This is a genomic window from Oceanicola sp. 22II-s10i (assembly GCF_002210105.1).
GTDB lineage: Bacteria > Pseudomonadota > Alphaproteobacteria > Rhodobacterales > Rhodobacteraceae > Pseudooceanicola.
Map to the genome: position 1 here is coordinate 1 of NZ_AQQU01000004.1, position 19,599 is coordinate 19,599.

The 19,599-nt window shown below is 69.1% G+C and carries 16 protein-coding genes; 11 read left to right on the forward strand and 5 right to left on the reverse strand.

Going from position 1 to position 19,599, the window contains the following annotated elements:
• The first annotated feature begins 185 nt into the window (after positions 1–185).
• Positions 186–2,600, forward strand: a complete 2,415-nt coding sequence (locus ATO6_RS11760; protein ID WP_088624215.1) for a CoA transferase — start codon at positions 186–188, stop codon at positions 2,598–2,600.
• 24 nt (positions 2,601–2,624) lie between these two features.
• The gene (locus tag ATO6_RS11765; RefSeq protein ID WP_088624216.1) at positions 2,625–3,425 is read left to right on the forward strand and encodes an enoyl-CoA hydratase/isomerase family protein; all 801 of its coding nucleotides are present in this window, start codon (positions 2,625–2,627) and stop codon (positions 3,423–3,425) included.
• Positions 3,426–3,513: 88 nt separating this feature from the next.
• Here the strand turns inward: ATO6_RS11765 and ATO6_RS11770 are convergent, their stop codons facing one another.
• Positions 3,514–5,313: an acyl-CoA dehydrogenase family protein gene (locus ATO6_RS11770; protein ID WP_088624217.1), complete on the reverse strand. Its 1,800-nt coding sequence runs from the start codon at positions 5,311–5,313 to the stop codon at positions 3,514–3,516.
• Positions 5,314–5,431: 118 nt separating this feature from the next.
• Here ATO6_RS11770 and ATO6_RS24810 point away from each other — a divergent pair, with 118 nt between their 5' ends.
• The gene (locus tag ATO6_RS24810) at positions 5,432–6,301 is read left to right on the forward strand and encodes a LysR substrate-binding domain-containing protein (protein WP_176440905.1); all 870 of its coding nucleotides are present in this window, start codon (positions 5,432–5,434) and stop codon (positions 6,299–6,301) included.
• A 75-nt stretch (positions 6,302–6,376) separates the two neighbouring features.
• On the opposite strand, the gene ATO6_RS11785 is transcribed toward ATO6_RS24810, so the two are convergent.
• The 3 genes from ATO6_RS11785 to ATO6_RS11795 all read right to left on the reverse strand — a co-directional run bounded on the left by ATO6_RS11785 (position 6,377) and on the right by ATO6_RS11795 (position 9,458).
• Positions 6,377–7,915 carry a tripartite tricarboxylate transporter permease gene (locus ATO6_RS11785; RefSeq protein WP_088624219.1) on the reverse strand — a complete coding sequence of 513 codons (1,539 nt, stop codon included), beginning with the start codon at positions 7,913–7,915 and terminating at the stop codon, positions 6,377–6,379.
• Between the two features lie 10 nt (positions 7,916–7,925).
• Positions 7,926–8,357 (reverse strand): tripartite tricarboxylate transporter TctB family protein, encoded by a 432-nt coding sequence (locus tag ATO6_RS11790; protein ID WP_088624220.1) that lies wholly within the window; start codon positions 8,355–8,357, stop codon positions 7,926–7,928.
• Between the two features lie 114 nt (positions 8,358–8,471).
• Complete coding sequence (locus tag ATO6_RS11795) at positions 8,472–9,458, reverse strand: tripartite tricarboxylate transporter substrate binding protein (RefSeq protein WP_088624221.1); 987 nt, start codon at positions 9,456–9,458, stop codon at positions 8,472–8,474.
• Between the two features lie 184 nt (positions 9,459–9,642).
• On the opposite strand from ATO6_RS11795, the gene ATO6_RS11800 reads away from it, so the two are divergent.
• The 8 genes from ATO6_RS11800 to ATO6_RS11835 all read left to right on the forward strand — a co-directional run bounded on the left by ATO6_RS11800 (position 9,643) and on the right by ATO6_RS11835 (position 19,039).
• Positions 9,643–10,314 carry a response regulator transcription factor gene (locus ATO6_RS11800; protein ID WP_088624222.1) on the forward strand — a complete coding sequence of 224 codons (672 nt, stop codon included), beginning with the start codon at positions 9,643–9,645 and terminating at the stop codon, positions 10,312–10,314.
• Complete coding sequence (locus ATO6_RS11805) at positions 10,307–11,701, forward strand: sensor histidine kinase (protein WP_088624223.1); 1,395 nt, start codon at positions 10,307–10,309, stop codon at positions 11,699–11,701. The genes ATO6_RS11800 and ATO6_RS11805 overlap by 8 nt, the downstream gene beginning before the upstream one ends.
• A gap of 26 nt (positions 11,702–11,727) precedes the next feature.
• A complete protein-coding gene (locus tag ATO6_RS11810) occupies positions 11,728–12,750 on the forward strand; it encodes an ABC transporter substrate-binding protein (protein ID WP_254919132.1) in 1,023 nt (340 codons plus the stop codon).
• 14 nt (positions 12,751–12,764) lie between these two features.
• Complete coding sequence (locus tag ATO6_RS11815; protein ID WP_088624224.1) at positions 12,765–13,700, forward strand: carbohydrate kinase; 936 nt, start codon at positions 12,765–12,767, stop codon at positions 13,698–13,700.
• 219 nt (positions 13,701–13,919) lie between these two features.
• Positions 13,920–15,071: an acyl-CoA dehydrogenase family protein gene (locus ATO6_RS11820; protein WP_088624225.1), complete on the forward strand. Its 1,152-nt coding sequence runs from the start codon at positions 13,920–13,922 to the stop codon at positions 15,069–15,071.
• A gap of 3 nt (positions 15,072–15,074) precedes the next feature.
• The gene (locus ATO6_RS11825) at positions 15,075–15,995 is read left to right on the forward strand and encodes an acyl-CoA dehydrogenase family protein (protein ID WP_088624226.1); all 921 of its coding nucleotides are present in this window, start codon (positions 15,075–15,077) and stop codon (positions 15,993–15,995) included.
• A gap of 61 nt (positions 15,996–16,056) precedes the next feature.
• The gene (locus tag ATO6_RS11830) at positions 16,057–18,186 is read left to right on the forward strand and encodes an acetate--CoA ligase family protein (protein ID WP_176440906.1); all 2,130 of its coding nucleotides are present in this window, start codon (positions 16,057–16,059) and stop codon (positions 18,184–18,186) included.
• Between the two features lie 79 nt (positions 18,187–18,265).
• Entirely contained in the window at positions 18,266–19,039 is a 774-nt protein-coding gene (locus tag ATO6_RS11835; RefSeq protein WP_088624228.1) for an IclR family transcriptional regulator, read from the forward strand.
• 24 nt (positions 19,040–19,063) lie between these two features.
• Here ATO6_RS11835 and ATO6_RS11840 read toward each other — a convergent pair whose 3' ends face one another.
• Positions 19,064–19,531 carry a MarR family winged helix-turn-helix transcriptional regulator gene (locus ATO6_RS11840; protein WP_088624229.1) on the reverse strand — a complete coding sequence of 156 codons (468 nt, stop codon included), beginning with the start codon at positions 19,529–19,531 and terminating at the stop codon, positions 19,064–19,066.
• Positions 19,532–19,599 lie beyond the last annotated feature (68 nt).

Here is a 19,599-nt window from a genome sequence, read left to right on the forward strand (position 1 = left end):
CTGCGCGGAGCCTCAGAAGCTGATCCGCCGCGGCGACGGTCGGATCGTGCGCTGCCGCCGCCATGACGAACTCGATCTGAAGGGGGCGCTGTCGTGACCGCGCCCCGGCCCCCGATGAACCATCAAGACCCACGCATGACGCCGCCGCCCGTTCGGGGCGCGCGAAAAGAAAGGACCTGACACAGATGGCAGTATTCGACGGCATCCGCGTTCTCGAAATCGGCAGCAGCACCGCGCTGAGCTATTGCGGCAAGATCTTCGCCGACTTCGGGGCCGAGGTCATCAAGGCCGAACCGCAGGGCGGCGATCCCCTGCGGCAGATGCACCCGGTGATCGACATCGGCGGCGGGCGGCAGGAAAGCGCGTGGTTCGCATGGGCCAGCACCAACAAGCGCTCGGTCACCGCCGACTGGCGGACCGCGGCGGATGCTGCGCACCTCGCCGCGCTGGCCGCGTCCTGCGACGTCGTGCTGGACGCCCGCAAGCCCGCCGACACCAGGTCGGGACCGCTGGCGCATGACGCCCTGACCGCCGCGCATCCGGGTCTGGTCCTGACCGCCGTCACCGCCTTCGGGACCGGCGGGCCCTACGAGAACTACGAGGCGTCCGAGGCCGTGATCCGCGCCCTCGGCGGGCTGGTCGAGGGCATGGGCGCGGTGGAGGGCCCGCCGATGGTGACCGAGGATGGCCAGACCGGCATCAAGTGCGGCCTCGCCGCCTTCATCCCGACCGCCGCCTCGCTGTTCGACCGCACCTCGGGCGGACGCAGCGTGGAGCTGAGCTGTCAGGATGCCGTGGCCCATGCGGTCGAACTGGACATGAGCTATGCCTCTCGCGGGACCCCGCGCAAACGCTCGGGCGTGAACCTGTTCGGGCGGCATTACCCGGCGTCGATCTACAAGACGGCCGACGGCTGGCTGGGGGTCTCGACCGTCACCCATGCCCAGTGGCGCGGCATGTGCGAGGCGTTCGGGCTGGGCGATATCGCGGAGGATCCGCTCTACAAGACCCACGACGTGCGGCTTCAGAACGCCGCGCAGCTGGACGCCACGCTCGAGCCGGTGATCGCGACCAAGACCTCCGAGGAATGGTTCTGGATCTGCAACAAGCTGAAGCTGCCGGTCGTCATCGTGCCACGCATGGACCAGCTCTTGCAGCAGAAGGTCCACCGTGAACGCGCCGCCTTCGTGCCCGTCCGGATCGGTGATGCGAGTTTCGAAGGGCCGATCCTGCCCGCCCGCCTCGGCGGCGACATGGAGCCGGCGCACGGCGGCACCGCGCCGCTGGCCGGCGGCGACGACGCGGCCTATGCCACCGCGCCCGAGGCGCGCCCGGCGGGGCAGCGCGCACCCAAGGGACGGATGCCGCTGGAAGGGATCCGCATCGTCGACCTGTCGATGGGCTGGGCCGGGCCGTTCTGCACCCGCCACCTCGCCGACCTCGGCGCCGAGGTCATCAAGGTCGAGGGCTGTTCCTATCCCGACTGGTGGCGCGGCACGAACTACAACCGGGAGTTCTACGAGGAGCGGACCTACGAAAAGAACTACGCCTACCTGATGATGAACCGGAACAAGAAAGGCGTGACCATCGACCTGACCGTGCCGGAAGGGCGTCAGATGCTGCTCGACATCGTGGCCGAGGCGGACGGGTTCATCGAGAACTATTCCTCCGAGGTGCTGCCCAAGCTGGGCCTGACACACGACGTGCTGCGGCAGGCGAACCCAAACCTCGTGATCGTGCCGATGGCGGCCTTCGGGCTGGACAACGAATGGTCCGCGACCCGCGCCTATGGCGGGACGCTGGAACAGGCGACGGGACTGCCGACGCTCATGGGCAACCCCGAGGACCCGCCGACGATGGGGGCCTATGCCTATGGCGATCCGGTCGGCGGCTACAACGCGGCGACCACGATGATCCTCGGCCTGCTGGCGCGGCAGAAGACGGGGCAGGGGCTGACCGCGAAGTTCAGCCAGATCGAGGGGATGCTGACGCTCTGTGCGGGCGGCATCACCGAACAGTCCGCGACCGGCAAGGTCAGCGAGCGGATCGGCAACCGCCACCGCAGCTTCGCCCCGCAGGGGGCCTATGCCTGCAAGGGCGAGAACAGCTGGCTTGTGCTGACCGTCCGCTCCGACGCCGAATGGCAGGCGCTGGCCGGGCTTATTGGGCTGGACGACCCGGCGCTCGCCACCGTCGAGGGACGGCGCGCGCAGCATGACCGGATCGACGCGGCCATCAACGGCTGGCTGGCCGGGATGACCTCGGACGAGGAGATGGAAAAGCTCCAGTCGCTGGGCATCGCGGCGGGCGTGGCCCGCGCGACCCCGGACATGCTGACCGACCCCAACATGACCGCCCGCAACACATGGGTCACAGTCAACCGCGCCTTCGTGGGCGACATGATCCTGCAGAACACGGCCTACCGCCTGAACGGTGCGCCGTGCCCGATCAACAACCCCTCGCCGACGCTGGGCGAGTTCAACGAGGACGTCTTCACCCGTGTCCTCGGCCTGACGCAGGAGGATCTGCAGGGGCTCGAGGCGCGGGGCATCATCGGCACGACCGCCGTGCCCAAGGGCGGCGCCAAGGCCGCTGCCTGACACAAGGATCAACGAGGAACCGACATGACCAAATACACCGACCCCGCCCTGTGGACCAAGGACGCGCCCGTCCTCTACGAGGTGCGCAACCGCATCGCCTACATCACCCTGAACCGACCCGAGGTCCGCAACGCGATGGACGGCCCGATGGCCGACATGCTGAAAGAGGCGTGGATCCGGCTGGAAGCGGACGAGGACGCGCTCGTCGGCGTGCTCTGCGCCAACGGCGACCACTTCAGCGTCGGCAAGGACCTGAAGGAAAAGGACGACAGCGGCATCCCGCACCGGCTGCACCAAGCCTATCCGCCGAACGGGACCAAGCTGTTCAAGCCGCTGATCGCCGCCGTTCAGGGCTATTGCATGGGCGGGGCCTATGGCTTTGCGATGCGCGGGTCGGACATCACCATCGCGGCCGATGACATGATCCTCGGCTTTCCCGAGGCGAAGGCCGGGATCGCCATCGCACCGATTGGCTATCTGCCGCTGATGCCGTTCAAGCTGTCGCTGGAATACATGCTGCTGTCGTGGAAGGGCGGCCGTTTCATCGACGCCAAGAAGGCCGCGCATTTCGGCATCGTGAACGAGGTCGTCCCGCGCGAGAAGCTGATGGAGGAAGCGACCCGCTGGGCCGAGATGCTGCTCGAAATCCCGCCGATGTACACCAAGGCGATCAAGGTGGGGCACTACCGCGACATGCAGCTGCGGTATTTGCAGAACGAATACGACTACGTCGACTACATCCACCCGCAGCAGATCAGCGAGGACCGGCAGGAGGCGCTGAACGCCTTCTTCGAAAAGCGGACCCCGCACTTCAAGAACCGCTGATCCAGAGAGATTCCGTGGCGGCCCCCCGTACCGCCACGGATCGCCGCGCCCCGTGGTCCTCCCGACCGGGTGGCGCGGCGTTTTAGTGTCAGGCGTTGACCAGCCGTTCCGCGTCGGCCAGCGACACCGGCGCGTCCGACAGCAGCAGGTCGGTCGCCTCGTTCTCCCACTTGCTGGCCTCGATCCGGCCCGGCGCGGCCTCGCGCAGGCGATGCTCCAGCACGAACCGCGCCAGCAGCATCCGCCGCGCGTCACCGCCCGCCGCGCCCAGCGTCCGGCCCTCTTCGGCCATCAGCGTCGCCGTGGTGACGTGGTAGAGGTCCGCCGACGCCTCGCGGCAGAAGCGTTCGTTCTCGGGCGATGAGGCCACCTCCTCGGCGAAGGCCACGGCACGATCCAGCGCACCGCTCAGGCGGGTGCGGAACTGGCCGGGCAGGGCGGCGCGGCCGATCCGTTCGGACAGGTCGTCATGCAGCGCCTCGTGCGCCCGCGCCTTGCCGACGGCACGCTGCACCGCGTCCAGCGCGTTGATCGAGCTGGTTCCCTCCCAGAGCAGCCCGAGGTGCGCGTCGCGCACCAGCCGCGCGTTCGGCCAGTCCTCGATATAGCCATTGCCGCCCCGCGCCTCGAGCGCCCCAGTCGCCACCGGCACGTTGTCCCGGCAGGCGCGGTACTTGCAGATCGGCGTCAGGATGCGCAGCAGCTTTTCGTTCTCGGGCGTCGGGTTGGACGACGCGGCGGCGGTGTAGAGCAGCGCGGACAGCGACTGTTCGGTCGGCACCATCAGCTTCATCAGCTGACGCCGCATCAGCGGATGGTCGATCACCCGGCGACCGAAGGCGTTGCGGTGGCGCGCGACCATCATCGCCTCGTTCAGGCAGCGGCGCATCATCCCGGCGGCCCGCGTCAGGTGCGAGATGCGCGAGGAGTTCACCATCACCAGCATCTGCTTGAGCCCCTTGTCGAGGTCGCCCAGCTGGTAGGCCACGGCACCCTCGAACGAGATCTCGCCCGAGGCCATGGACTTGCTGCCCAGCTTGTCCTTCAGCCGCAGGATGCGATAGCTGTTGCGGCTGCCGTCCTCCAGCACCTTGGGCATCAGGAACAGGCCCAGCCCCCGGCTGCCGTCCGCGCCGCCCTCGGGCCGCGCCAGCAGCACCGCCGCGTCCGCGTCGACGTTGGAGCAGAACCATTTCTCGCCCCAAAGCCGCCACTGGTCGCCGTCCTTCACTGCCGTCAGGTCCGACCGGCCGATGTCCGACCCGCCCGCCTTCTCGGTCATGAACTGCGCGCATTTCATCAGCTCGCCCATGTCCTGCGACCACATCCGGTCGAGGTAGCGCGCCTTGATCTCGTCCGAGCCGTAGCGGTGGACGAGGTCCGAGGACGAGTCGGTCAGGTTCACCGGGCACAGCAGCCCGAATTCCGCCTGGCTGAACAGGTAGTGAAAGGCGTATTTCGCGATCGGCGGCATCTTCTCGGGCCAGCCGAGGACGCCCGCGCGGTTGGTCATGGCGTGCATGCCGAACCGGCCGAAGGCGATCGCCTCCATCTCGCGGTAGGCGGGGTGGAATTCCAGCCATTCCTCGTTCCGGCCATAGCGGTCGCGGAAATGCAGCTCGGGCTCGTGACGTTCCGACGTGTCGGCCAGTTCGCCCAGCCGGTTGCCCGCCAGTTCGCCCAGTTCGGACAGGTGCGGGGTCAGGTGATCCAGCAGTGCCCGGTCCATGTAGAGCGGCAGCAGGCTGCGGAAGGCCGGATCGAGGTCGTAGAAGTTCTCGCCCCGGCAATCCGGCGCGATGTCCTGCGAGCGTTCGGCAAAGGCGGCGCGGGTCACGCGCGCGGCGGGGGTGGCGAAGCCTGCGCCTTTGGGGTCCAGATCGTTCATGTGTCCTCCTCCGGGCGGGGCGGCCCGACTCATCGTGGGTGTCGCGCGCAGGATCGCCGATAGCCTGACGCAATCGCAAACGACTTGTTTGCCGGGGCTATTGAGTCATACTCAATGTATGTCCGGTCGCCGCCTTCCCCCGCTGCACGCCCTCCGCGCCTTCGAGGCGGCGGCGCGCCATGGCTCCATGACGCAGGCCTCGCACGAGCTGTCTGTGACGCCCGGCGCGGTCAGCCGCCATGTGCGGGGTCTGGAACTGGCGATGGACACGCAGCTGTTCATCCGCTCGGCGACCGGCCTGTCACTGACCGGGGCCGGGGCGGCGCTGGCGGATGAGCTGAGTATTTCCTTCGACCGTATCGCCGAGGCGGCCAAGGGCGTGAAGCTGCGCCAGCCCCGGCGTCTGACGCTGGGGGTCTACGGGTTCTTCGCCTCGGGCTTCCTGTTGCCGCGCTGGACGCGGCTGCGGCAGGACCTGCCCGGCCTGATGCTCGACCTGCACACCAGCACGAGCCCGCTGGACCTGATCCCGTCCCGCTTCGACGCGGTGATCGCTGTCTCCGACGGGGCCGAGCGGAGCGGGCTGGTCACGCATCGCCTGATGCCGATCCGCACGATGCCTGTCTGTTCCCCCGCGCTGCTGGCGGACGGGCCGGTCGACCTGGCCACCGCGCACCTGTTGCATTCCCGCGCCCGGCCCGACGACTGGCGGCGCTGGCTGGACCATGCAGGTTTCCGGGCGGTGACCGCCGACCGGGGCAGCAGCTTCGAAGGCGGGGTGCTGGCGATCGAGGCGGCCAAGCGGCAGCATGGCATCGCCATCGGGATCGAGGCGCTGGTGCAGAGCGAGTTCGAGGCGGGCACGCTGGTCGCACCCTTCGACAAGCTGCGCCCGACGCGCGGGTCTTTCGCGCTGATGGTTCAGCCGCAGATGGCGGATGACGCCGACATGCGGGCCTTTACCGGCTGGTTGCTGGATCAGGTCTGATCCGGCGGGTACTAAAAACCCCGCGGCCCGTTTCCGGGTCGCGAGGCGCGCGCGGGTTCGCGTGAGTGATGGGTGTCAGTCGGCGGTCGAGCCGGGCTGGTCGCGTTTCTCGTGCATCGACGCCTTGACCTTGCGGCCCACGACCAGCGGCAGGATGAAGCCGATGATCGCGATGGCCCAGAGCGTCAGCGCCAGCGGGCTGTCGAACAGGGTCAGCCAGTTGCCGTTGTCGATGGTGATCGCGCGGCGCAGGTTGTTCTCCATCGAATTGCCCAGAAGCGTTCCGAGGATGATCGGCACCAGCGGCACGTCGAACTTGCGCAGCAGCCAGCCCATCACGCCGAAGCCGATCATCACCAGCAGGTCGAAGGACGACCCCGAGATGCCGTAGATCCCGACGAAGCTGACCATCGCCACGATGGGCATCAACACGCGCGACGGGATCATCAGAACGCGGGTGAAGATGCCGACCATCGGGATGTTCATCGCCAGCAGCATGAAGTTCGCGATGAACAGTGCCGCGATCAGGCCCCAGACCACGTCCGGGTTCTGCGTGAACAGCAGCGGACCGGGCGTGATATTCAGCGCCAGCAGCACCGCCAGCAGGACGGCGGTCGTGCCAGACCCCGGCACGCCGAGCGCCAGCATCGGCACCAGCGCGCCACCGGCGGCGGCGTTGTTGCCCGCCTCGGGGGCCGCGACGCCGCGCGGATCGCCCTTGCCGAAGGTGCCTTCCTTGTCGACCAGCCGCTTTTCCATCGAATAGGAGATGAACGAGCCGAGCGAGGCGCCCGCGCCGGGGAGGACACCCGCGAGGAAGCCGAGAACCGAGGTCCGCAGCATCGTCGGGGTGCACTGTTTCACCATCGACATCGGCGGATAGAGACGGCCGATCTCCATCTTCTTGCCGTCCGCCTCTGCCCCGCCGTGACGGGTTTCGAGGAAGATGAAGACCTCGGACAGCGCGAACAGGCCGACGATGGCGACGAGGAAGTCGAGCCCGTCGTAGAGGTGCACCTCGCCGAAGGTGAAGCGTGGCACGCCGGTCTGGGTGTCGACGCCGATGGTCGCAAGCCCGAGGCCGAGCGCGGCGGCAAAGGCCGATTTCGCCTGGTTGGTGGAGGACACGCCGCCCAGCGTCATGAACGCCAGCGCGAAGAGGGCGAAGTATTCCGCCGGTCCGAATAGCAGGGCGATCTTGACCAGCTGCGGGGCCAGCAGGATCAGGCCCCAGGTCGCGAAGAAGGCGCCGACGAAGGACGCGATGCCCGACAGCGACAGCGCCTCGCCCGCCAGGCCCTTGCGGGCCATCGGGTAGCCGTCGAGACAGGTCATCATCGCCGGTTCGTCGCCGGGGATGTTCAGCAGGATCGAACTGATCCGCCCGCCGTACATCGCCCCGTAATAGACCGAGGTCAGCAGGATCAGCGAGGGCGTCGCGCCGAGGCCGAGGGTGAAGGCCAGCGGGATCAGGATCGCCACGCCGTTCGACGGCCCGAGGCCGGGCAGGGCGCCCATGATCGTGCCGAGAAAGCAGCCGAGGAGTGCGAGCCCGAGGTTCTGCCAGGTGAGGGCGATGGCGAAGCCGTCGCCGAGGGATGCAAGTGTTTCCATCTGTCTGTCCTCAGAAGCCCCAGGGCCCGCGGGCCAGCGACAGGCCGAGGACGAGGTGGAAGATCACGTAGATGCCGACCGAGGTGCCGATGCCGGTGGCCACCGCTTCCAGCGGCCGCGATCCGAGGCGCCAGGCGAGGTAGCCGGCGGCGAACGCGGTGGCGATGACGAAGCCCGCTTCGGGCAGGAATTCGGCGTAGAGGATCATGACGACGACAGCCGCGCCGATCTCGACCAGCCGCGCCAGCGGCGGCCATGCCGGTTCCGGATCGGGCCGCAGCGCGATGACCGCTGACGAGATGCCGAGAATGACGGCGATGATGATTGGGAAGGCCTTGGGCCCGACCGCATCGGAGAGGAAGCTTTCCTCGATCGTCAGCGCCGAAAGCGCGAATCCGATGGCCAGAAGGACGCCGAACAGGCCGAAGATGCGGTCGCTCATGGCGGAACCTCCTCGGTCAGGGTTGGAGTAGGTGGACCGCCGCCTCCCCAACAGGGCGGCGGTCCGGGCTGCGCCTTGCCGTGAGGTGGCCGGCGCAGGGAGGAGCTCAGGACATCACTTGATGATGCCGATCTCGCGCGAGATGTTCTGGATCTGCGCGACCGACTCCGACACGAAGGTCTGGAAGGCGTCGCCCTGCAGGTCCAGCGGCGCCATGCCGTTGGCAGCCATCACGGCTTTCCACTCGTCGGATGCGTAGAGCTCGCCGATCTTGGACACCCATGCGTCATAGGCTTCGTCCGACATGCCGCCCGGTGCGTAGAACCCGCGCCAGTTCGCGCCGATGGCGTCGACGCCCTGTTCCCGTGCGGTCGGGAAGTCGGCGAATTCACCGTCCAGACGCTCCGGCGCCAGCACCGCGATCACCTTGATGTCGCCCGAGTCGACGAAGCCCTTGGCTTCCGAGATGTCGCCGGTGAAGGCCTGCACCGAACCGGCCAGCAGCTGGGTCACGGCCTCGCCGCCGCCGTCGAAGGCGATGTACTTGACCTTGCGCACGTCCTCGATGCCATAGGCGCTGGCCGCGATCAGGACCTTCAGGTGGTCCCAGCCACCGACGGCGGACCCGCCCGCGACGGAAACCGAGGTCGGATCGGCCTTGATCTGGTCGAGCAGCTGCGTGAGCGAGGTGATCTCGCTGTTGGCGGCCACGGCGATCACGCCGTAGTCGGCGCCGACGGAGGCGACCCAGCGGACCTGGTCCATGGTGTTACCCGGAAACGCACCCTGCGCGAGGCGGGTTGCGGTCGCGGACGACGCGGCGACGATCAGGTCGTTGCTGTCGTTGCGCTTGTTGACGACTTCGGCATAGGCCACGCCACCGCCGCCACCGGCGAGGTTGACGACCTGCATGGTCTTGTCGATCAGGCCGAGGTCCTGCAGCGTCTTGCCGACCTGGCGGCACGTGAAGTCCCAGCCACCGCCCGGGTTCGCCGGTGCGATGCACTCGGGGCTTTCGGGCATGAACTGCGCGTTGGCGGCCAGCGCCGAAACGCCCAGCACGGCAGCCGCAACGAAGGTGCGGGTTGCATTGAAGATCATGGATGTCCTCCTCTTGATGGCAGACGCGCGTCTTTGTGCGCCACACCGGAAATTCCCCGCTGGACCGTGCTGCGCTTGGCAGTCTCCCCCGTCGCGGGTTAGGAAGGGTCTCTAACGCAACAACCTGTCACGAACCTGTCATTAACTCGGGTGAAAGGCAGGGACCGGAAGGAAGGGCGCTGCGATGCGGGTGCTGATGGTCGAGGATGCCGTCGACCTTGCGGAGGGCGTGGTCGCACGCCTCGGCCGGTCGGGCATCGTCTGCGACCTTGCCACCTGCATCGAGGAGGCGCGGGATTTCCACGCGGTGCAGAGCTACGACGCCGTCATCCTCGACATCAACCTGCCGGACGGGTCGGGCCTGTCGTTCCTCAGGGATATCCGCGCCGGGGGCGACCGGACCCCGGTGCTGATGCTGACGGCCCTCGTCTCCGTGGACGACCGGGTCGGCGCGCTGGACATCGGGGCGGATGACTACCTGGGCAAGCCCTTCGATCAGCGCGAGCTCGAGGCGCGGCTGCGGGCCATCGTGCGGCGGCAGGGCGAACACAGGGGCGACCAGATCACCCTCGGGCCGCTGGTGTTCTTTCCGGCGAACCAGACCGCGACGCTGGACGGCGCCCGGCTGGACCTCACCCGGCGCGAGGCGGCGCTGCTCGACGTCATGATGCGGCATCAGGGGCAGGTGCTGACCAAGCAGCGGCTCTACGATTCCCTCTACGGCTTCGACGACGCCGATGTCGGCGTGAACGCGATCGAGCTCTACGTCGCCCGGCTGCGCAAGAAGCTGGCGGGTTCGGGCGTCTCGATCGCCACGCAGCGCGGTATCGGCTACCGCATCTGCCAGGATGACTGAGCCGCGCCCCCCGGTCAGCCTCGTCGCGCGGGTGCTGGCGGCGGTGATCGGGATTCTCGTGGCGGGCGGCCTGCTGGTGGCCGGCTCGACTTGGTTCAACGGGCGGCAGGCGGCGCGGCAGGCCTATGACCGGATCCTGCTGGGGGCGGCCAACGACATCGCGGAATCCGTGCGGGTGCAGGGCGGCGTGCCGGTGGCGGACCTGCCGGTCTCGGCCTTCGAGCTGCTGGCGCAGGCCCCGGACGACCGCATCCACTACGTCGTGAGGGGTCCGGCGGGCACTTATCTGACCGGTCTGGACGACACCCCGGCGGGTCCGCGCGGGTCGGGGGCCGTGGGGCCCGTCTATTTCGACGCGCAGATGCAGGGTGAGCCGGCGCGTTATGTCCGGGTGACGCGGCTTTTTGCCGAACGCGACTTCTCGGGCGAGGTGTCGGTCACCGTCGGCCAGACGCTGCGGGCGCGGCAGGCGATGGCGCTGGACCTGATGCTGGACGCGCTGTGGCCGATGCTGCTGGCCGGGATCGCGATGCTGGTGATGGCATGGTTCGTCGTGCGCGGGGCGATGCGCCCGCTGGACGCGCTGTCCGAGGGCATGACCGCCCGCGACCCCTACGACCTGACCCCCATGTCGACCGAGGGCCTGCCGCGCGAGTTGCAGGTCATGCTGGGCGCCGTCAACCGCTTCATGGGGCGGCTCGACCGGCAGGTCGACGCGATGCGCAACCTGATCTCGGACACCGCGCACCAGCTGCGCACCCCGGTCGCCGCGATCCGGGTGCAGGCCGAGACGATCCTCGACATCCCGGAGCCCGAGCCGCGCGAGCGGGCGCTGGCGCGGCTGCTGGCGCGAACCCGGTCGCTGGGCACGCTGCTGGACCAGCTCCTGTCTCGCGCGCTGGTGATCCACCGCACCGACAGCGCCCCGCGCCTGCCACTCGACCTGCGCGAGGTGGCGCTGGACATCGTGGAACGGAGCGATCACGAACTGCTGTCGCCGGGGGCCGAGGTGCGGCTGGTGATCGGCGAGGAGCCGGTGATGGTGGCCGCCGACGCGTTCTCCGTGACCGAGGCGGGTCGGAACCTGCTGTCCAACGCGCTCAAGCATGGCCGCGCCCCGGTCCTGATCGGGGTGGAGGGGGGCGCCGCCGAGGCCGCGCTCTGGGTGCAGGATGCGGGCCCCGGACCGGATGCCGAAACCACGGCCCGGCTGGGCGCCCGGTTCGAACGCAGCCAGTCCTCGCCCGAGGACAGCGCGGGTCTGGGCCTGTCCATCGTCAAGGCCGTGGCGGCGGCCTTCGGCGGGCGGATGGAGATGGCGCAAAGGGACGACGGGTTCCGCGTCTCGCTGATCCTGCCCGCGCTGCAGGCGGAGGATACGCCCTGAAACACCTTGTCTCCCTCGCGATCGCTGTGTCCTGCGTCCTGGCGCTCAGCCTGTCCCTCCCCGCGATGGCGCAGGAGGACCGGGCACGCTTCGGCGCGGGGCCCGATGTGCTGCTGGTCCGCTCGACCACCGACATCGGCATCATCCGTCCGGTGATCGACGCCTTCATCGCCGCCAACCCGGATCTGTCCGTCGATTACGAGCAGTGGGGGTCCAACGACCTATTCGCGATCACCCGCGAGGCCTGTCAGGGGCAGGGCGACCCTGCCGATGCCGTGATCTCCTCCGCCGTCCAGCAGATGGTCTGGCTGGTCAACGCCGCCTGCGCCGCGCCCTACCGGTCGGCCCTGACGGCGGCGCTGCCCGCCGACCGTCGCTGGCGGGACGAGATCTGGGGCATCACCGAGGAACCCGCCGTCACCGTCTACAACAAGCGCGCGATCGGCGGCGCGGACATCCCGCGCGACCGCTTTGCGCTGCTCGACATGATGCGCGCGCAGCCGGATTTCCTGCGTGGGCGGATCGCCACCTACGACATACAGGAATCCGGGCTGGGCTACCTCTTCGCCCATATCGACAGCCTCGAGGCGACGACCTTCGGCGCGATGCTCGAAGGCTTTGCCCGTGTCGGCGCCATCGCCACCTGCTGCTCGGCCGAGATCATCGACGGTGTCGCTGAGGGGCGCTACTACATCGCCTACAACGTGCTCGGCTCCTACATCGCGGGCGCGCTCTCGCCCGAGGTGGGCGTCATCCTGCCCGAGGATTACACGCTGGTCCTGTCCCGCAGCCTGCTGATCCCGCGCGCGGCGCGGAACCCGGACGGGGCCGCGCGGCTGCTCGACTTCGTCCTCTCGTCCGAAGGTCGGGCTTTGTTGGCCGCGGCGGGGCTGGCGATGCGGGCGGACCCGGACGAATCCGGCCTGCTGCCGAGCGCCAAGCGCGCGATCGCGCTGTCCCCCGCGCTGCTGATCGCGATGGACGCCAACCGGCGCAGCCGCCTGTTCACGCTGTGGGAGGACGCGTTCATCGAGGCGGCGACGCCATGACGGGTGGCAGGGGGATGATCCTGTGCTGCGGCGAGGCGCTGATCGACATGATCCCGCATCCGACCACGGCCGGGCGTGACGGCTACGTCCCGCATCCCGGCGGCGGCTTGCTGAACACGGCGATCGCGCTCGGCCGGCTCGGTCTACCGGCGGGGGTATTTACCGGCCTGTCCACGGACCTCTTCGGCGAGTTTCTGGTCCGCGCGCTGGCGGACAGCCACGTCGACACCACGCTCTCGGTCCGGTCGGCGCGGCCCACGACGCTGGCCTTCACCCACATCGTGGGCGGCGATGCGCGCTACAGCTTCCACGACGAGAACACGGCCGGGCGGATGCTGACGCCGGACGACCTGCCCGCGCTGCCGGACGTGGTATCGACTCTGTTGTTCGGTGGATTCAGCCTGGCGGTCGAACCCTGCGCCGATGCCTATGCCGCGCTGCTGGACCGTGCCGGGGCGGACCGGGTGGTGATGATCGACCCGAACGTCCGGCCAGGCTTCATCGACGACGAGGCGCGGTATCGTGCCCGGCTGGACCGGATGCTGCGGCGGGCCGATATCGTGAAGCTGTCGGATGCCGATCTGGACTGGCTGATGCCGGGTCCGGCGTCCGAGGCCGACAGCGCCCGCGCGATCAGCGCCCTCGGCCCGGCGGTGGTGATCGTCACGCGCGGTGCTTTGGGGGCGGCAGGCTATCTGTCCGGCGACAGGACGGTCGCGGTGCCCGCCGTTCCGGCCAGCGTCGTCGACACCATCGGGGCGGGTGACACGTTCAACGCGGGCGTTCTGGCCGGGCTCCACCGCGCGGGCGTTCTGGACCGGGACGGGGTGCGGAACCTCGATCCCGCCACGCTGACCGCCGCGCTGGAACTCGGCGCGCGGGCAGCGGCGGTGACGGTCGGGCACAGCGGCGCGAACCCGCCTTGGCTGGCTGAGCTGGGCGAGGACTAGGGCGCCGCAAGCCGGAGATCAGCTGGCGTCAATACTCCGGGGAGGCCGGGATTTCGAAATTCATCCCATAATATGGAATGATATCGGCCCCTCTTTGCCTGCGCCTGATGTGATTCATTTCGAAGCCTGTGTATCAGCAGTTGACACACGGCAATCCCCTCGACGAGACTTTCATTCGCTATGGAAGGACATTTGTCCCATAATGTGGGAGATGTGGCGATGGATTTCACCTGGACCGAGGAGGACGCGGCCTACCGCGCCCGCATCCGCGCGTTTCTCGAACGCGAACTGCCCGACACATGGCCCGACATCGCCCGCCACGGCCCCGGATCGGCCGAGCAGACGGCGTTCAGCCTCGACTTCTGCCCCAAGCTGGCCGAGGCCGGCCTGCTGATCCCGCACTGGCCCGAGGAATGGGGCGGTGCCGCCCGTCCCGCATGGGAGCATTTCATTCTGGGCGAGGAGCTCTGGCGCGCGGGCGAGCCGCGCGGGGCGCAGTACATGAACGTCAACTGGATCGGGCCGGTGCTGATGAAATACGGCTCGCCCGAGCAGAAGGCGCGGTACCTGCCCGAGATGGCGCAGGGGCGGGCGATCTGGTGCCAGGGCTTCTCCGAACCGAACGCCGGGTCCGACCTTGCCTCGCTCAGGACCCGCGCGGTGCGGGACGGTGCGGATTACGTCATCAACGGACAGAAAATCTGGACCTCCTACGCGGCGCTGGCGGGCACCTGTTTCCTGCTGGCCCAGACCGGGGATGCCGGGGGCGGCCGGTCGGGCATCGCGATCTTCCTCGTACCGATGGACACGCCGGGGATCGAGGTGCGGGCGATCCCCAGCCTCATCGGCCATGGCGACATCCACGAGGTCTTCTTCACCGACGTCCGTGTGCCCGCCTCGGCCCGTGTCGGCGAAGAAGGCGAGGGCTGGGCGATCATCTCCTACGGGCTGGCCAACGAACGGGTCGGGATCCCGCGCTATGAAATGGCCAGCCACGAGCTGGACAGGATGGTGGCCGAACTGAAGGCGCGCGGACAGTTCGGCGACAGCGTGGTGCGCAGCCGTGCGGCGGCGGCGGGGGCGGCCTGCGAGGCGGCGCGGCTGCAGGTCTATCGCGTCGTGGACGGCCGCGCGCGCAACCTCGCCCCCGGCAGCGACTCCAACCTCGCCCGCGTGGCGGTGGTGACGGCGGAACACGCGGTCACGGATTTCGGCATGGATTTCCTGCCCGACTGCTTCAGCGGCACGGACCACCCGTCTTTCCTGTCGCACCACGAACGCGCCATCGTCACCGGGATCGCGGCGGGGGCGGCGGAAATCCAGCTGAACCTCGTGGCGCGCCGCCACCTGAACCTGCCCAAGGGGGCCTGAGCGATGCGGTTCGAACCCAACGACAGCCAGGCGACCTTTGCCGGAGTACTGGGCCAGATGCTGGCAGCCCCGCAGGCCGGGTTTCAGGCCGTGCCGGACTGGGGCCGCTTCGACTACGGTGACCGGCTGGACCGGCAACTGGCCGAGAACGGCTTTTTCGACGCCGCGACCGAGGACGACCTCGGCCCGGTCGCGGCGGCGCTGATGGTGCATAACGTGGCGCGGGCGGCGGTCTGCGTGGAATGCGCGGCCTCGGCGCTGGTCCGCCCGTTTCTGGGGCGCGAGGTGCCGCGCCCGCTGGCGGTGGTGGTGGACGATGCGCCGGGGGCGATCCGCTACCTGCCGCAGGCGCGGGGCCTCGTGTCGATCACCGCCGATGCGGTGCACTACGCCGATCTGCCCGAAGGCGCGGTGACGCGGGTGGACAGCCTCTATGCCTACCCCATGGGCACTGTCGACCGCGCCGCGCTGGACTGGCAGCGGCTCGACGCCGATCCCGCCCGCCTGCGGGCGCTGTGGCAGGTGGCCGTCGCGGCGGAACTGGCCGGGCTGCTCGGCGCCGGGACAGAGGCCGTAATCGAACACGTCAGCCAGCGGCACCAGTTCGGCCAGCCGCTCGGTGCCTTTCAGGGCATTCAGCACCGGCTGGCTACCGCTGCAGTCGAGATTGATGGGGCAAGACTGCAGGCCCTTCGGGCAGCGCAGAGCGGCGGCATCGGGGATGCCGCCGCCGCGCTCGGCTATGCGCAGGGGATCGCGACACGGATCGGCTATGACCTGCACCAGTTCATGGGCGCCATGGGGATGACGCTGGAACATCCGCTGCACCGCTGGACCTACCGCGCGCGGCTGCTGCGGGCGGACATGGGCGGATCGGCGGCAAGCTACCTGGCCTATGCGGACGCAAGATGGGGCGCGGCATGACGGGCGGCGCAGGGTGGCGGGACGTCCGGCCCGCATTCCGTCGGATCATGGGGGCAGAGGCATGACGAACGACCGGCGCGATCCTTACCGGCGGGCGGATCTGGCCCCGCTCTATGATCCCAAGAGCATCGCCGTCGTCGGCGCCTCGCCCCGCGCCGGGTCCTTCGGCGGCCGCACGGTCGAGAACCTCGCCGGGTTCGACGGGGCGGTTTACCTGGTCAACGAGCGCTATGACGAGATCGGCGGCAGACGATGCTATTCCGCGCTGGCGGCGCTGCCCGAGGTGCCGGACCTCGCCGTCCTGACCACGCCCGCCGCCACCATCGAGCCGTTGCTGGACGAATGCATCGCCGCCGGGGTCCCGGCCGTGATGCTCTATGCCTCGGGCTTTGCCGAACTCGCGACCGCCGAGGGGCAGGCGGCGCAGGAGCGGATCGCCCGCCGCGCCCGCGCGGCCGGCATCCGTCTGCTGGGGCCGAATTGCGTCGGTCTGCTGAACTACACCAGCGGCGCGCGGATCACCTTTGCCGGCACGCCAGAGGGACGGCACGGGGGCGGCCCGGCGATCGGTCTGGTCTGTCAGTCCGGCGCGCTCGGCTTCGCGCTGGCACAGGCGATGGATCGCGGGGTCGGGTTCAGCCATGTCGTCAGCTGCGGCAACTCGGCGGATGTGGACGTGGCCGATTGGGTGGCGGCCCTGGCCGACGATCCGACCTGCACCGCCATTGCCTGCGCCTTCGAGGGCGTTTCGGATCCGCTGCGGTTCCTGGAAGCCGCCCGCATCGCGTGGCAGGCGGACAAGCCGCTGATCGTCTACAAGATGGCCGTCGGCGACGAGGGTGCTGCGGCGGCGCTGTCGCACACCGCTTCGCTGGCCGGATCGGCGGCGCTGTGGCAGGCGCTGTTCGACCGGGGCGGGGCGGTGCAGGTGCACGATTTCGACGCGCTGATCGAAACGGCGTGGTTCTTTGCCAAGGCGCCCGCGCCGCTGGCCGATGGCGTGGCGATGCTCTCCGGCTCGGGCGGCGCGGCGATCATGTCCGCCGATTTCGCCGAGATCACCGGCGTGCCGATGCCGCAGCCGACCCCCGAGGTTGTCGGGCGGCTCAAGGCGCTGATCCCGCCCTTCGTGCCCGCCCGCAATCCCTGCGACGTGACCGCCGGGGTCATCAACGACATGGACACGCTGCTGGCCTGTGCCGACGCCCTGCTGGGCGATCCGAATTACGGCACGCTGATCTATGGCTATGCCTATGCCTACGAGACCGCGACCGTCCGCCAGCCGCACCTCAGCCGGTTGGCCGAACGTCACGGCAAGCCGATCATCTACGCCTGGCTGACGCAGCTGCTGGAGGGTCCGGGCCGGATCGAGGCCGAACGCGATCCGAACGTCGCCGTCGTCAGTTCGATGCGCCGTGCGTTCGAGATCGTCCGGGCGTGGACCGAACGCGGGAAGCGCAGGGCGGTGGTCGCCACGAAGACATCGTCAGGCCCCGAGGGCCGCGAGGTGGCCACGGAGATCCTGTCCGCCGCACCGGGCGCGACACTGGGCGAGGCGGAGGCCAAGGCGCTCCTCGCCGCCTATGGTGTCGCGGTGCCGCGCGAACACCGGGCAGCCAGTGCCGCCGCGGCGAATGACGCGGCGCAGTCCATCGGCGGTCCGGTCGTGGTCAAGGTCGACAGCCCCGACATCGCGCACAAGTCCGACGCGGGCGGTGTCCTGCTGGATGTGACCGATGCGGCGGCGGCCTTCGACCGGATCGTCACGGCCTGCCGTGCCGCCCACCCCGAGGCCCGCATCGACGGTGTTCTGGTGCAGGAGATGGTGCCGCAGGGGCTGGAGATCATCGCGGGGTTCCGAAATGTCGAAGGCTTCGGCCCGGTCCTGACCGTCGGCCTTGGCGGTGTGCTGACCGAGGTTCTGTCCGACAGCGTCTCGGCGCTCGCCCCGGTCACGTCTGACGAGGCGCGGGACATGCTGCTGCGGCTGCGCGGGGCGCGGCTGTTAGATGGCTTCCGTGGCGCTCCGCCCGTGGACCTCGACGGGGTTGCGGCGGCGGTGGCGGCGATCTCGCGGATTGCGGTGGATTTCCCGGACCGTCTGGCGGAATTCGACGTCAACCCGCTGATCTGCCTGCCCGACCGCTGTGTCGCGGTGGACGGGCTGGGCGTGCTGTCGGCGCGGGGCTGACCCCCTGTCTCTCACGATACGGGATGCATTCCCGACGCCCTCCCATTACCTTCGGCCAAAAGCGCAAGGGAGGCGTGGCGTGAGGCAGGACGGCACACAGGCGATACGGCGGGCGGCGGCGATCCTGAAGCGGATCGCCCACGAGGCGGATGGCGAGAACGCGACACTGGCCAGCATTTCGCAGGCGGTGGACCTGCCGCGTTCGACGGCGCATCGCATTCTCAAATGCCTGACCGACACCGGGCTCGCCACCTACGACCCCAAGTCGCGCCGCTACGAGATCGGCATGCTGGCCTACGAGCTGGGACTGGCGGTCAGCGACAACGTGCTGCAACTGGCCCCATGGGCGGCGGCGGCGGACCGGGTCGCGCAGCGGGCCAACGTCACCACCTACCTCATGCGGCGGTCGGGGATGGAAGCCGTCTGTGTCCACAAGGCCGAGGGCCGCACGCTGATCCGGGTGATCCCGGTCGAGGTCGGCCAGCGCCGCTATCTGGGCGTGGGCGCGGGAGCGACGGCGCTGCTGGCGGCGCTGCCCGACGATACCGTGACCCGCGTGCTGGAGGCCATCGCGCCGGAACTCGGCACCTACGAGGCGCTGAACCCCGACACGATCCGCTCGGCCGTGGCCAAGGCCCGCAGCACCGGCTTCGCAGAGAGCGAGGGCCGCGCCTATCGGTCGATCTACGGGCTTGGCGCCGGGATCCGGGCGCATATGGGGGCGTCGGACCTCGCCATTTCCATCGCCGCACATGCGCCCGATGTCGACGCCACGCGGATCGCGGAGTGGAAACGTATCATCAGCGAAGAGATCGCCGCGACGGCGGCGCGCGCAGGTCCCGCAGGGGCGTGAGCCCGCGGACCCGAGGCCGAAGGATCAGTCGCCGTCTGACGCTCCGTTTTCGGACAGCAGCCGTTCCAGCCCCGCCTCCAATTGCGCGAAGGTCTCGCCCAGCCGTCGCTCCAGCTCGACCTGGTGCGCCTTGGCCAGCGGCAACAGCTCGGCCATCATCGCACGGCCCTTCGGGGTCAGCGACAGCGACACCAGCCGCCGGTCGCGGTCGTTGCCGCGCTTGGCGATCAGGCCGGATTCCTCAAGCCGTTTGGCGGTCCGGCTGACCTCGTATTTCTCCAGCGCCACCCGCGCCTCGATATCGCGGACGGACACCTCGCCCGAATGGGCCAGATGCACCAGCACGCGCCATTCCGGAATCGTGATCCCGAACCGCGCCCGGTACATCCGGGCCAGTTCCTCGCTCGTCCGCTTGGCAGCGACCGCCAGCCGGTAGGGCGTGAACCCGTCGAGGTCGAAATCGGGCAGGGGGATCTGGTCGTCGTCTCGCATCCGGGCCTCGCATCGGCGGCGGTTTCATTGCGGATGCTATGAATCATTTGACATCATTGCAACTGCAA

Coding starts and splice junctions, on each gene's coding strand:
- ATO6_RS11760 (WP_088624215.1), top strand. CDS start 186: ATGGCAGTATTCGACGGCATCCGCGTTCTCGAAATCGGCAGCAGCACC.
- ATO6_RS11765 (WP_088624216.1), top strand. CDS start 2,625: ATGACCAAATACACCGACCCCGCCCTGTGGACCAAGGACGCGCCCGTC.
- ATO6_RS11770 (WP_088624217.1), bottom strand. CDS start 5,313: ATGAACGATCTGGACCCCAAAGGCGCAGGCTTCGCCACCCCCGCCGCG.
- ATO6_RS24810 (WP_176440905.1), top strand. CDS start 5,432: ATGTCCGGTCGCCGCCTTCCCCCGCTGCACGCCCTCCGCGCCTTCGAG.
- ATO6_RS11785 (WP_088624219.1), bottom strand. CDS start 7,915: ATGGAAACACTTGCATCCCTCGGCGACGGCTTCGCCATCGCCCTCACC.
- ATO6_RS11790 (WP_088624220.1), bottom strand. CDS start 8,357: ATGAGCGACCGCATCTTCGGCCTGTTCGGCGTCCTTCTGGCCATCGGA.
- ATO6_RS11795 (WP_088624221.1), bottom strand. CDS start 9,458: ATGATCTTCAATGCAACCCGCACCTTCGTTGCGGCTGCCGTGCTGGGC.
- ATO6_RS11800 (WP_088624222.1), top strand. CDS start 9,643: ATGCGGGTGCTGATGGTCGAGGATGCCGTCGACCTTGCGGAGGGCGTG.
- ATO6_RS11805 (WP_088624223.1), top strand. CDS start 10,307: ATGACTGAGCCGCGCCCCCCGGTCAGCCTCGTCGCGCGGGTGCTGGCG.
- ATO6_RS11815 (WP_088624224.1), top strand. CDS start 12,765: ATGATCCTGTGCTGCGGCGAGGCGCTGATCGACATGATCCCGCATCCG.
- ATO6_RS11820 (WP_088624225.1), top strand. CDS start 13,920: ATGGATTTCACCTGGACCGAGGAGGACGCGGCCTACCGCGCCCGCATC.
- ATO6_RS11825 (WP_088624226.1), top strand. CDS start 15,075: ATGCGGTTCGAACCCAACGACAGCCAGGCGACCTTTGCCGGAGTACTG.
- ATO6_RS11830 (WP_176440906.1), top strand. CDS start 16,057: ATGACGAACGACCGGCGCGATCCTTACCGGCGGGCGGATCTGGCCCCG.
- ATO6_RS11840 (WP_088624229.1), bottom strand. CDS start 19,531: ATGCGAGACGACGACCAGATCCCCCTGCCCGATTTCGACCTCGACGGG.